The 12916-nt window shown below is 68.6% G+C and carries 13 protein-coding genes and 1 tRNA gene; 6 read left to right on the plus strand and 8 right to left on the minus strand.

Annotation, left to right across the window (positions count from 1 at the left end):
- Nucleotides 1-1186, plus strand: a 1186-nt coding sequence (locus G6022_RS13010) for a DUF4041 domain-containing protein (RefSeq protein WP_241731211.1), incomplete at its 5' end; no start/stop codon positions are given.
- A gap of 193 nt (nt 1187-1379) precedes the next feature.
- Nucleotides 1380-2120: an SOS response-associated peptidase gene (locus G6022_RS13015; RefSeq protein ID WP_107746572.1), complete on the plus strand. Its 741-nt coding sequence runs from the start codon at nt 1380-1382 to the stop codon at nt 2118-2120.
- Here the strand turns inward: G6022_RS13015 and G6022_RS13020 are convergent.
- Complete coding sequence (locus G6022_RS13020; RefSeq protein WP_146166335.1) at nt 2083-2385, minus strand: hypothetical protein; 303 nt, start codon at nt 2383-2385, stop codon at nt 2083-2085. The genes G6022_RS13015 and G6022_RS13020 overlap by 38 nt on opposite strands.
- Nucleotides 2386-2420: 35 nt before the next feature.
- Nucleotides 2421-2822: a helix-turn-helix transcriptional regulator gene (locus G6022_RS13025; protein WP_107746571.1), complete on the minus strand. Its 402-nt coding sequence runs from the start codon at nt 2820-2822 to the stop codon at nt 2421-2423.
- Between the two features lie 316 nt (nt 2823-3138).
- Between G6022_RS13025 and G6022_RS17075 the strand changes: the two genes are divergently transcribed.
- Nucleotides 3139-3267 carry a hypothetical protein gene (locus G6022_RS17075; RefSeq protein ID WP_268817317.1) on the plus strand — a complete coding sequence of 43 codons (129 nt, stop codon included), beginning with the start codon at nt 3139-3141 and terminating at the stop codon, nt 3265-3267.
- A 155-nt stretch (nt 3268-3422) separates the two neighbouring features.
- Here the strand turns inward: G6022_RS17075 and G6022_RS13030 are convergent.
- Nucleotides 3423-3496: transfer RNA gene (locus G6022_RS13030), tRNA-Met, on the minus strand.
- A gap of 268 nt (nt 3497-3764) precedes the next feature.
- On the opposite strand from G6022_RS13030, the gene G6022_RS13035 reads away from it, so the two are divergent.
- Entirely contained in the window at nt 3765-4553 is a 789-nt protein-coding gene (locus G6022_RS13035; protein WP_182611239.1) for a MerR family transcriptional regulator, read from the plus strand.
- Nucleotides 4550-5413, plus strand: a complete 864-nt coding sequence (locus G6022_RS13040; RefSeq protein ID WP_182618074.1) for a hypothetical protein — start codon at nt 4550-4552, stop codon at nt 5411-5413. Before G6022_RS13035 ends, G6022_RS13040 begins: the two co-directional genes overlap by 4 nt.
- A gap of 74 nt (nt 5414-5487) precedes the next feature.
- Here the strand turns inward: G6022_RS13040 and G6022_RS13045 are convergent, their stop codons facing one another.
- Entirely contained in the window at nt 5488-6555 is a 1068-nt protein-coding gene (locus G6022_RS13045) for an NADP-dependent oxidoreductase (RefSeq protein WP_206682381.1), read from the minus strand.
- A 235-nt stretch (nt 6556-6790) separates the two neighbouring features.
- Nucleotides 6791-7492 (minus strand): hypothetical protein, encoded by a 702-nt coding sequence (locus G6022_RS13050; protein WP_182618072.1) that lies wholly within the window; start codon nt 7490-7492, stop codon nt 6791-6793.
- Nucleotides 7493-7765: 273 nt separating this feature from the next.
- On the opposite strand from G6022_RS13050, the gene G6022_RS13055 reads away from it, so the two are divergent.
- Nucleotides 7766-8287, plus strand: coding sequence for a flavodoxin domain-containing protein (locus tag G6022_RS13055; protein ID WP_182618084.1), 522 nt, complete (start codon nt 7766-7768; stop codon nt 8285-8287).
- Nucleotides 8288-8308: 21 nt separating this feature from the next.
- On the opposite strand, the gene G6022_RS13060 is transcribed toward G6022_RS13055, so the two are convergent.
- The 3 genes from G6022_RS13060 to G6022_RS13070 form a co-directional block, all read right to left on the minus strand.
- On the minus strand, nt 8309-10186 hold the full coding sequence (locus G6022_RS13060; RefSeq protein WP_182691706.1) for an ABC transporter ATP-binding protein: 1878 nt from the start codon (nt 10184-10186) through the stop codon (nt 8309-8311).
- Nucleotides 10183-11973, minus strand: a complete 1791-nt coding sequence (locus tag G6022_RS13065; RefSeq protein ID WP_241731212.1) for an ABC transporter ATP-binding protein — start codon at nt 11971-11973, stop codon at nt 10183-10185. The genes G6022_RS13060 and G6022_RS13065 overlap by 4 nt, the downstream gene beginning before the upstream one ends.
- Before the next feature lie 122 nt (nt 11974-12095).
- On the minus strand, nt 12096-12842 hold the full coding sequence (locus tag G6022_RS13070) for a lytic murein transglycosylase (protein ID WP_182691707.1): 747 nt from the start codon (nt 12840-12842) through the stop codon (nt 12096-12098).
- Nucleotides 12843-12916: the final 74 nt, after the last annotated feature.

Here is a 12916-nt window from a genome sequence, read left to right on the forward strand (position 1 = left end):
TAGGAGGGTCCACCGTCCGAGATCACCGCAGCAGGCCAATCCCCAACAAAACCCGAACGCGCGAATCGCTTTCTTGGAAGCCGAGAATGCCGAATTGCGCCGCGCATTGGCTGCTCGTGAAGGGGAGCGACCGATCGATCTCGACGATGCCCGCGTTCTGCAAGCAGCAGGTATCTATCGCTACCATCATCCGCTGGAGTCTGCCGCCGCGTACAAGGAGCGCCTTAAGGAGCTCGAAGCCCGGATCGCCGACTCAATCCGCGAGAGCCGAGCCATTGTGAAGTCCGATCTCTTCACACTGAACAACTCACTCGCCCAGGGACGTCGCATGACGTCGGACTTGGGCAAGCTAATGCTGCGCGCATACAACGCCGAAGCTGACAACGTCATCCGTTCCTTGCGGGCAGGAAACGTCGACACCGCAAAACGTCGGCTCGAGGCATCGCGGACCGCCATCGCGCGTCTCGGAGCACTGATGGAAATGCGCATCGACGACGCATTCCATGCGTTGCGCGTTGAAGAGATTGAACTCACCGCCGACTGGTTGATGAAGAAGCAGGCAGAACGCGAAGCAGCCCGCGAAGAACGGGCTCGGCTTCGTGAGGAGGCACGCGTCCAACGAGAGCTAGAAGAAGAACGCTCCCGGCTGGACAAAGAACGTGCACACCTTGCCAACGCATTGGAATCTCTCCGCACCCAGGGGCGCGACGACGCGGACCTCATCGCCCGGCTCGCTGCTGTTGACCAGGCAATCGAGCAGAACGACTACCGCGCCGCCAACATCCGAGCTGGCTACATCTACGTGATCTCTAACGAAGGCGCATTCGGGGCAGGAGTAGTGAAGATCGGGTTGACTCGCCGCCTCGCTCCCGCCGAGCGCATCGCAGAACTTAGCGGAGCCTCCGTACCGTTTCGTTTCGACGTCCATGCGCTGTTCTTTTCCGAAGACGCGGTCACACTCGAGAACGACCTACACAAGCACTTTGCGGACCGAGCTCTCAACCAGGCAAACCCACGCAAGGAATTCTTCTTCGCCACTCCCAGTGAGGTCCGTGACGTGCTCCTGCAACGCGTCGGGAACATCCTCGAGTTCGTCGAGACAGCCGAAGCCCCCGAGTACCGGCAGTCACTGGGAGCATGGCCGCAATCCCGACGAAGCGAAAATGAAGCTCTAGAGCACAACTAGAGAGGCCCGGCGAACTCCACAAGACAACGTCATAAACGGCTGCCCGCCATGGAACCAGTCTGGGCCAAGCTCACTCCAGCGCACCTCAAGTGCGTACAAGAGCCACTGGCCAGGGTAGGGCCGCCGATAAGTTGCGTTCCGTCATGTCTGCTGGTCAGCGGTCGATTAGAGCTCCCACTGTTACTGTCTCGGCATGTGTGGTCGGTACTCGGTAGCTATCTCCGGCTCGGCCCTGGTTGGGGACCTCGATTTGGATGGGGTCGATCCTGGTTTCGAGTGGCCGCCGGCGTATTCGGTGGCTCCCCGTACGCGGGCTCCAGTCATCCGGGATCGCTCGATCGGCGATCAGCGGGTGCGTGAGGCGTCCCTACCGACATGGGGCTTTCGCCCGTCCTGGGCCAAGGAGAAGGGCCCACGGCCGATCAATGCTCGCCTCGAGGGCGTGGCAACCAACGGAATGTTCCGCTCGGCGTTCGCTTCCGCCCGAATCGCAGTTTTGATGACGGGCTACTACGAGTGGCAAGAGGCCCTCGAGGACGGCAAAGAGGTCAAGAACCCCAGCTACGTCCACGCCCCAGGCGACGAGCTCCTGCTCGCTGCCGGCCTACTCGCCTTTCACCGAGAGGGTGATGACGCCGAGTGGCAGACGACGTTCACGATCATCACCCGCACCGGGGAAGACGCGGCTGGCGAGGTCCACGACAGGATGCCGGCATTCCTGACCCCTGGAGCATGGGACACCTGGCTGTCCCCGGAGAAGATCGCCAAGGACCAGGCCTCCGACTTGCTCGACCTGCTTGATGCCGAGTCCCGAGCGGTCGCGGCGACACTGCGGACCCGTCCGGTGTCGCGGGCGGTTAATAATGTTCGCACCCTGGACCGGCATGATGCCGGCCTCATCGAATCGATTGCTGGCGGCGGTGCTGGTCGCTAACGGTGCGGCCCACTCTGTAGCGGGGTTTACCGTCGGCGCCGTTGCGGTAGCGGCGGGGGTTACGGGCCAGTCGTCGCAGGTCGTGCAGTAGCTCGGCGGCCCTGTCTTCGCCTAGCTCGGTGACGGCGAGTCGGTAGACGCCGCGGGCTCCCCAGTCGGGTTCGGGGAGGCCGGCGACTACGCGGTGCCAGCGCATCAGCTCGAGGAAATGCATCTCGCCTGCCTGGTCGGCCGCTTGTCGGATTCGGTCCACCAGCTCGTCCACGCCGGGACCGTAACCGGACCCTCCGACACCGGCGGTCAGTTCAGGTCGCGGGCGGCGATGAGGCCGGCGATGAAGTCGGCGGCCCGGTCCGCTTCGGCGTCGGTGAGGTCGTATGCGATCCCCGCGACGAGAGTGCGGGAGGGGCCGAGCGGTTGCAGGCCGAGACTTACTCGGGTGGTGGCCGACAGGGATGCGCGGTCGGCGATGTACGCAGCGGTGCATCCCAGAGCATCGGCGATGGCTTCGAGCTGCTCGCGGCTCATGGTCGGGGTGTGAGCCGGACGGCCTCGGGCGGCGGGGACCTGGCCCCGTTCCCAAATGCTCATGTGGCCGCCGCTGACGCCGATGGCGAGCGCGAGTTTGAGCTGCGTGAGCCCGGTTTCCAGACGAACGGTGCGGATGGCTCGCCCCAGTGACCTCGCATCAAATGGCGTCATCGCCTCTCCCCCGCCGTTTCGGGTCGGATCTCGGCTACGACCGACCAGTGCCCGTTCTCGTGGGCGGTCGAGACCACGGATGCCTCGGCGCCGTCGAAGAGGTCGAGCTGTTACAGGCGGCGGTCGAGGTCGATGTGAGCGTGCAGCTCACTCGGCCCGGTCCCGATGAGGTACATAGTCGCCATCGTGCCCGGTGCTAGGGCTGTGCGAGCACCGCTCCCGCCGGGTACGTAGATTTGCAGGAACCCAACACTTCTATGATAGTTACATAACGCTCCTGGCGGCGGCCGGCACGATCGAGGAGCGAGCGGGGACGGTGATGCTGTCCCGCCTGATCGCCTCGGCGACCAGCACCGATGCGGACTCCTCCACCTTCTCAGAGGTGGCCCGGGTGTTCGGTATCGACTGGATTCCCGCCGTTCGGCTGGCGGACGAACTCAGCTAGGGGCACGTCTCTCACGCGCTCATTCAGCGACGAGCAGGCCGGCACCAGCGGCCGTCATCGTCACCTACGCAGGATCGGCGCGCTGGCATCGGAGCGCCACCCCGAAATGACGTAAGGCTCGGTTCCCCTGAGGGAACCGAGCCTGTGTGCAGTAGTAGCGGGGACAGGATTCGAACCTGCGACCTCTGGATTATGAGCCCAGCGAGCTACCGAGCTGCTCCACCCCGCGTCGTTTGCGTCTGTGAAACTACGTGCCGCGCACCGGAGGAGGCAAATCGAGCGCCACCGCCTGCGGAGCATGTCCACCAACGCCTGCGCTGCCCACGCCAGGTCCACGGATCGCACGCTATCCAGCCTCATGTGCCCCTCGCCCACAACTCTGAGAGATGCATCCCGGCCACGGGGAGCCGAACCGCGAAGGTTCTTGCGGGCGGCAATCGGCGACTCACATCTAGCGCGCTTGACCTTGCCACAGTGTCAAGGTTGATGATCAGCTCATGAGAATCGGTGAGATCGCCCGGCTGACCGGAGTCAGCGCACGCAGCATCCGGCACTACCACCGCTCGGGCGTGCTCGCCGAGCCCCCGCGAACCACCGGCGGATATCGCGAGTACGACGTGACCGCCCTCGTGCGGATCTCCCGGATCGCGTTCCTCTCCGACTCGGGAGTGCCCCTGCGCGAGATCAGCGCGCTGCTGGAGACCGCGCCCGGCAGCATGGCCGACGATCTGGCCGCCGTCCGCTCAGGAATCGACACCCGCATCGCCGCTCTCACCCGCCAGCGCGAACGCCTCGACCTGATAGCCCAGCGCGCCGCCGACGGCCTACCCCTGGGACTGCTGCCCGAGCCGGTATCGCGTGCGCTCGACCTCTGTCGGTACGCGGTCCCCGACGACCCCGACCTCACCGCGCTCCTGGACCGCGAACAGGACCTGCTCGACCTGCTTGCGCTTAACGGCGACTTCCCCGTACAGCTCACTGCCTCATACACCGCCATCGCTTTCGACGCCGGTCGCCGCACCCGGTACCTCGACCTACTCGCTGGCTTCCACCGGATCGAGGGCCGGCGGCCCAGCGAGGTGGAGCCGCAGATCGCAGACCTCGTCGACGCACTGCTGGCCGACCAAGACCTTCGAGCGCTGGTGGCGGGAGTGCCGGCCGAGCCGGGTGATGAGCACGATGCCGCCGATGCCACCCACGGACCGACGCTCGAGCAGCTCCTTCCCGACCCGGCCCAGCGCGAAGTAGTGCGCCGCACGCTCGCTGCCTCAGGAGTACTGCCGTGAACAGCAGACTGGTTCCATTGATTGCGCTTGTCGTCGTCGTCACCGACGCGGTTCTCCTGGCCACCGGGGTGATCGGCCCCGCGACGGCGTTCGCGCTCTTCCTGGCGGTCGAGGTGCCACTCGGGGCGATCGCCGTCACCGGTTACGTCCGCCGCTACCGAGCCCACCGCGCTGACGCTCGCACCCGCGCCGACGCACTACGCGCCCTGGCCGCAGAGGACCCCTATCTACGACTGATCGGCACCGAAGCGCGAACACTCGCCTCGCTGGCCCGGTGGGTGACGCGGCGGCCAGACGTCCCTGACGGCGCGGCGGCACTCGGCCACTCCCGCGGCACGCTTGGCATCCCGGTGGCGATGGCGGTCGCGGCGTCAATCGAATTGATCGCCGTGCACCTGTTGGTGCCATGGCCCGAGGTGCGGCTGGTGCTTGACCTGCTCGGGATCTACGGGCTGCTGATCGTACTCGGATGGCTGGCCGGCCGGATCGTGCGACCGCATCTGATCGAGGACGGCGAACTCGTGCTGCGCAGCGGCACGCACGTCTGCGCACGGGTACCACTCGACGCAATCGCGACAGTGCGGCGCGACCGGCGGCTCTCCCCCACATCTGCGGAGATCGCGCCCGATGCAAGCGGCGGGAACGCACTCACGCTCGCTGGTCCGGACGGCACCACTCTGAGCATCGAGCTTGACCGCCCGGTGCCTGCGTCCGTCCCCGGGTTTGCCTGGAGTGCACCCTCCCCGCGTGAGGTCACCGTGCTGCGGCTACACGTCGATGACCCGGATGCCGCACTGCGTGCGATCACAGAGGCGGTCGCCGGGACCGGGGCTACACCGCGGGCCGGTTACGCGCCCTGACGGGCCTACGTGTCCTCTCTGCCCGCGTCTATGGCACCACCTTCTGGCCGACCTCGTCGTCGTCAATAGGCCCCTCAGCCCAGCGCCACCACGCACTTGCCCGTCGTCCGCCCGGAGAGCATGTCCACGATCGCCTGCGGCGCGGACTCCAGGCCCTCGTATCGCGCGAGGTCCAGGTTCAGGTCACCCGATCGCCACAGCTCCGCGAGGTGCTTCCTGGCCTCGGGCAGACGATCTGCGAACGTGCCGGCGCGAAAGCCCCGCAGGTTGATGTCCTTGCTCGTGGCGTTGAAGAGGTTTCCGGGAGCAGCGGGCGGCTTGCCGTCGTAACCGCCGATCGCACCGCACAGCGCGACCCGGCCGAGCCGGCGCAGGTGATCGAGCGCGGCCCTGAGGTGGTCGCCGCCGACGCTGTCGAAGTAGACGTCGATGCCCTCGGGCGCGAACTCGCTGAGCGGCCCGTCCAGACCGTCACGCCAGTTGAACGCGGCGTCGAGCCCGAGCACGTCCTTGAGATAGGTGACCTTCTCGGCACTGCCGGCGCTGCCGATCACCCGGCACCCGTGCGCCTTGGCGAGCTGCGCCGCGACGCTGCCCACCGCGCCGGCGGCCGCGGAGATCCACACGACGTCGTCGGGCTTGAGGGAGGCCACCACGAACATCCCCGCCCACGCCGTGAGCCCGGTCATGCCGAGCAGCCCCACCTGGAGCTCGGGCGGGCCCAGCTCGCGGTCCAACTTGGACAGCGCGCCGGCCACGCCGAGGGCCTGGTTCTCCGGATCGACCAAGGCGTAGTCGCGGTAGCCGAGGTCGTGGTGCACCAGGTCCCCGGGTGCGTACCCCTCCGCGTCCGACTCGACCACCTCGCCGACCACCATCCCGGCGAGCGCCTCCCCCGGCTTGAGCGCCGGCAGGTACCCGGGAGGCGAGACGGGATCGAGGCGCAGTCGGGTGGCCGCGTCCACCGAGAGCAGGGTGTTCCGGATGAGCACGTGCCCCGGAGCCATGACGGGCATCTCGGTGGGCACCACCTCGAGATCATCCGCCGCCAGGGCACCATCGGGGTGCCTGACCAGGCGAACCTCGCGGTTGCCCTGTGCTGCGTTGCCGGTCGTCGTGTCGTTCATCGCCGTGTCGGTCATGCGATCCCTACCGATCGTTGTGTGGGCCAGTTCACACCACAGTAAATGAACTGACTTCACTTAAGCTACAAATCGGCGAAGACACCCACGAGATCAGCGAGCAGGGCGTGCGAGTGAAGCACAGAGACACACGTGAGAAAGAGGGGTCGACGAAAAAACCGCCAGAGGGGCGAACGAACGCCCCCCTGGCGGTTTCTCGCTGCTTCTACGAGCGCAGTTTCTACGAGCGCAGTTTCTACGAGCCCAGTGACCCTGTCGAGCCGAAGGGGTCGAGCGAGCCGAGGCTTCCGAACGGCCCGGGTGCGCGATCCAGCGCGAACGACACGTCCTCGACATCGTCATCGGAGAGGTCAATGACGACGGTGGGGTCAGCGATCTCGCAGCCCTCCGGCGGCGTGACCGTGACCGTGTAGCCGTCCGTGGCGGGCAGGTACTGGAAGAAGAACTGCCCGTCCTCAGTGAGCGAGCGGCTGCGGGTTATGGCGCTGTAGGTCAGCGCCTCGGTGTCGATATCGAGGGAGACCTCGACCCCGTTGAGACCATTGCCCTCGCCAGCGTCGCAGCCCGTCACCACTCCCCAGATCGAGTGGACTACCACGAGTCCCACATCGACACCGGTGATATCAGCGCCGTCGACGGTGACGGCGGCGCCTCCGGGGTACGGCGTCGGCCCGCACCCGGCCGGGGCGTACGGCACGAGCCGGTAGTCTCCGTCCTCCACATTCGGGAAGCTGAACGCCCCGCCGTCGGTGATGTTCTGCGAAGCGACGACCGCGTTGGCGTCGTCCTTGAGCTCGATCCAGGCCGAACCGTCACCACAGCCGTTGGTGAACACGCCGGAGACGTCGAAGGCGGCTGGATCCGCGTGGGCGAACTGTGGGCCGGCCAGCACGACACTCGCGCCGAGCGCGAGTCCGGTGACAAACTTTGACTTCATGGACAGACCCTAGGTGACACAGTTCACATTCACAATAGAGTTCTTATCTACAATGCTCGCGGCCGTAGATCAGGTGGGACGCAGCCCTGGCTTGATTTGCAGACCGGGCGCGGCGATCGACGTTGTCGTCGTCATCAACGCGGTTCCCCCGCCACTATTGCGCTCACCTCAGACGCGGTGAAGGATGAGGATCGAGTGAGAAACAGACGTGGCGCCCCTGAACGGTCGGTCGCGATGCGCTCTCACCGGTAGTCGAGCGGGGTGGCACGCACGATGCGCGCACTGATCGTCTTTGAATCGATGTACGGCTGCACCCACGACATCGCCGATGCCATCGCACGCGGCGTCGCTCTGGTGGGCGACGTCACTGCAGTCCCCGTCTCGCACGCGATAGACGAGGACACCTCCGTCTATGACCTGGTGATCGTGGGCGGCCCCACCCATGTGCACGGGATGAGTCGCGAGTCGACCCGGCGTGGCGCGGTCGAGGCCGCCGACCAACCGGATAGTGACCTGACGATAGAGCCCGACGTGGCCGCTGCGGGGATCAGGGACTGGCTGGGCGAGCTCTCCCGGCGCGAGGGGGCTGCTGCCGCGTTCGATACGCGCGTCGACAAACCCGCGATCCTCACCGGGCGGGCGTCTAAGGGAATCGCGAAGAACCTGCAGAAGCTGGGATTCACGCTTGTCGCTGAGCCGGAGAGTTTCCTGGTCGACACCCACACCCAGCTGCTCGAGGGCGAGGAAGCCCGCGCGGAGCAGTGGGGCCAGACGGTGGCGGCGCGGATGCCCTGACCCCGTGGTGGGGTGATCCGCTCACTCTCCCCCGAACCACGCCCGACTGAGCTCCGCGTACCGCCCGTCCGTCCGCAACAGCTCCTCGTGCGTCCCGGATTCGACGACCCGGCCGTGGTCCATCACCAGGATCCGGTCGGCGGCCGCGGCCTGGCTCAGCCGGTGCGCCACCACCAGTCCTGCGCGGCCCTTCAGCACTGCGGCCGCTGCCGCGTCGAGGCGGCGGGCGCCGGCGGACCCGGCCTCGGCGGTGGCCTCGTCGAGGATCACCACGTCCGGGTCGGCCAGCTCCACGCGGGCCAGGGCGATCATCTGGGCCTGCATCGGATCGAGTGGATGCCCGCCCTCGCCGATCACGGTGTCGACTCCGTCGGGCAGGTCGTCCACCCAGTCGGCCCCCACGGTCTGCAGGGCCGCGCGCACCTCGGACAGGCCGGCCTCGGGGCGGGGAGCCCGGACGTTCTCGACGATCGACGTCGCGAAGGAGTGCACCTCCTGGGAGACCATGGTGATGCGCTGGCGCAGGGCGAGCGGGTCGACCTCGGCCAGCGACACCCCTTCCATCCGCGCGGTACCGCGCGTGGGGACCACGGACCCGGCGGCGACCAGCGCCAGGGTGCTCTTGCCTGCACCGGTGGAGCCGACCACGGCCACCACCTCGCCCGGCGCGAGGGTCAGGTCGACGTCGATCAGGGCAGGTGCTCCCTCGCCGTACGAGTGGCTGACGCCGGCCAGCTCGAGGGCGCCGGGCTGGTTGGTGAGGGGCTGGTTGGTGACGGGCTGGGCGCCGGGCTCGTCGTTGACGGGCTCGAGCGTGGCCGTGCGGTCGGGCACGGGCATGGTGATCACCCCGACCATCCGGACCAGCGAGGCCCCGGCGGACTGGACCTGGTCGACCATGCCCACTAGCGCGCCGATCGGGTTGAACAGCCGGTGGAACAGCAGCGCGGCGGTGGTCACGGCGCCGGCGGTGAGGGTGCCGGCGTCCACCAGGACAAAGCCGACGACCAGCAGCAGCCCGAGGACCGTGACCTCGGCGCGGTTGTTCCGGCTGAAGGCGCGGGTGACAAAGTAGAACACCCGGATGGACAGGTCCCGCGCGTGCCCGGAGGCCGCGGTGATCCGGTCCAGCTCGGAGTCCTGGGCATCAAAGGCGTGCAGGGTCCGGGATCCGGTGATGCCGCCGAGGAGTCGGCTGGCGCGGGTACCGAATGCTGCCCGCTCCGCGGCGTAGATGGGGCCGGACCGGGGCAGGTACCAGCGCAGGGTGGTCCAGTACATGGGCAGCGCGACCAGCCCCACCAGTCCGAGCCGCCAGTCGACCGCGGCCAGGCCGATCCCCGAGACGATCACGGTGAACAGTGACTGCACCACCAGCGGGACCACGGCGGTGGCGGCCTGGCTGATCTCGCGGGCGTCCTCGGCCACGCGGGAGACCAGGTCGCCGGTCTCGGTGGTCTCCATCTGCGCGGCGCCCAGTTGCAGGGAGCGGTCCATCACCATCTCGCGCAACCGAGCCACCGTGGGCTCGGTCAACCGGGCGAGCCACGCCTGGCCCGCCCAGGCACAGCCGGCGCCCACGATGCCTGCGGCGGCGATCGCCCCCGCGCCCACCCACACCGCGGTGTAGTTCTGGCTCCCGGGCAGGACGTCGACCAGCCAGCCGATCACCCACGGCGCCACCAATCCCGCGACGGACGCGACCAGGCCGGTCAGGCACACCAGGATCAGGTAGAGGCGGCGTTCGGTGAGTAGCGGTGACAGCACGGCGAGGGACTCGCGGCCGCTCGCCAGTGGAAGGGTCCCCGTGGTGACCAGGGCCCCGGCGCTGTCCGGCGCTTCTGCAGCCCTGGTGTCAGTGCTGCTCGTGTCGGTGCTGCTGGTTTCGGTGCTGCTCATCGGTCGACCGCCGATCGGTAGGAGGCGGAGGTCTCGCGCAGCTCGAGATGGGTGCCGGAATGCGTCTCACCGCTCCGCGGGAGGTGGACCACCCGGTCGGCGGTCGCGAGGAACGGCGGCGATGAGGTGACGATCAGCGTCGCCTGCCCCGGCCGACTCGTGCGCACGCGGCGCACGGCCTGGGCGATCTCCCACTCGGTCACCGCGTCCACGGCGCTGGTCGGATCGTGCAGCACCAGCACATCCGGGTCGGCGTGCAGGGCGCGGGCCAGCGCGATCCGCTGACGCTGGCCGCCGGAGAGGTTGCGTCCCCCCTCCTGCACCACGTGGTCCAGCCCGTCGGGCAGGTGCTCGACGATCTCCGCGACGGCCGAGGCCGCCAGGACCTCATCGGAAATCGGGTTGTCGTCGTCGTCAATTGGCTTGCCACCCAGCGCGGCATCACCCGGGGCGTCGTCACCGAGCGCGTCGTCACCCAGCGCGTCGTGGCGCATCGCGATGTTGGATCGGATGGTGCCGACGAACAGGTCCACGCGGTGGGGGGCGACGACGACGTGGTTGGCGATCGCCGGGGCCAGGCGGCTGCGTCGATGCCCGCCCACCAGCACGGCGTCGGCGCCGTCGCTGTGGCCGGCGATCGCCAGCGTCACCGCCTCGGCGGCGGCCGGTTGCTCGGCCACCAGCGCGACCAACTCCCCCGCCGTCACCCCGAGGTCCAGATCCCGGCCGTCGGGGAGCTCCAGCCCACTGACCTGAAGGTGCGACCCCGCAGGGACCTCCGAGCCGGACTCGTCCACCGGCGCCGAGGCCTGCAGGTCGACCAGGCGCTGCGCGGCGCCGTGGGACCGGGCGAAGATCCCCACCATGGCGGTGATGAGCCGGACCGGTTCCTCGAAGAAGACGGCCACGCCGACCACCGAGACCAGCGTGCCGATCGCCATCTCCCCGGACAGCACGCGGTACCCGGCGGCCAGCAGCACCAGCGCCAGGACCACGGCCATTCCGAGCGACCCGATGCCCTGGACCCGGCCCGTGCGCTCGGCGGTGACGATGCCCGCGTCGGCCGCGGCGCGGGAGGCGTCGCGGTACTGCTCGGCCGCCCAGCGCTCGCCGCCCCCGGCCTTGAGCACGCGCAGTCCGGTCATGATGTCGGTCGCGCGGCTGCTGGCCATGCCGATGGCGGTCTGCTGCGCGGTGCTGTGCCGGGAGATGACCCGGCTCGGCAGCGCCACCAACACCAGGCTCAACGGGACGCCGATCAGGACGATGAGCCCCACCAGCAGATCGGTCCACAGCAGGTAGACCGAGATCCCCACGATGCCGATGAGCGCGGACCCGCCCAGGGCGATCTGCCGGAAGACCAGGGCGGCCACGTCGGCGTCGGCCGAGCAGACCGACAGCACGTCGCCCGAGCTCGCGTCGTCCATGGCCCGGCGCCGGGTGAGCGGCACCCGGGTGGCCTCCACCCGCAGGTCGTGGGCCTCGTCCTGCAGGGCCCGGTTGCTCAGCCTGGCGCCGAAGCGGTAGCTCAGGCTCAGCACGGTGAACAACGCGATGAGCCCGAGGACCGACCACAGCATCGCCCAGCGGTCCAGCGGGATGATCGCCCGGTCGACGATCACGCCGATCGCGATGGGCACCAGCGCCTCGGAGACCTGCCACATCGTCATGAGCACCAGCCCGGGGCCCACGAGTCGCGTGCGACGGCCGATCGCCCGGAGCAGGAGCCCGTTCGCGGTCGACGGGATGCCGGTGTCCTGCCGGCGCGTCGATGTGGGTGCTGACATGCGTGTGGGGCTCCCGCCGATGGTGAAGGGCGTCTGTGGGTCTCGCCGACCCACGACACTAGTTCCACCCGGGAACGCGGTGGCCTACGCGTCCTCCGGCGCGCGGTCCACGCGTGTCCTCCCTACGGCGCCGTGGTCCCCACCGAGTACGCCGCCGCCGCGTCGCGGACGTCCATGAGGTACTCCCGCGAGGCGTTGTAGGCCAGCACGGCCCGCTGCCAGTTCTCGGCCTGGGACAGGTCTCCCCCGTTGGTGCAGAGCAGACGGGCGGCGGCCACGGCGGCGTCGTCGATCTGGTTGGGGTCGGCCCGCCCGTCGCCGTCGGCGTCGACGCCGTACTTGCGCCACGACTCGGGGATGAACTGCATGGGACCCACGGCCCGGTCGAACTCCGGGTCCCCGTCCAGCTCCCCGCCGTCGGTGTCCGGGATCCGCGCGAATCCGGGCGAGCCGTCGAGCTGGATGCCGATGATCGGCGGCAGCGCGTAGCCGTCGTCGTTGAGGGTGGCACCCCGGTACCTGCCGTGCCGCGTCTCCACGTGCCCGATCCCGGCCAGCGTGGTCCACGCGAGGTTGCACTCGGGCCGGGTCTGCCGCATGGTCTCGGCGGCGTTGCCGTAGGCGGCCAGCGCCGCGACGGGGATGTTCATCTGCTCGTTGATCCCCTGCGCCCACGGCCGCAGCTGATCGGAGGTCCGGCCGGGGGCGTTGATGTCCACCGCGGGAACGGGCGCCCCGGCGGCGGGCGGGATGCCGGGAGGGATCGGGGGCGGCGCCTCGCGGGTGGGCCCGTAGGAACAGGCCGATGCCACCACGGCCGCGGCGAGGGACAGGGCCACAGCGCAGGCGCGGCGGGGGCGAATAGTCATCGAGTGCCATTCTGCCGAAAACCCGGCACGTCCCGCCTCGGGGGATTCCCTGATCTCAGGCGCGCTGCCCGTAT

Source organism: Dietzia sp. Cai40 (assembly GCF_014145165.1).
Lineage (GTDB): Bacteria > Actinomycetota > Actinomycetes > Mycobacteriales > Mycobacteriaceae > Dietzia > Dietzia natronolimnaea.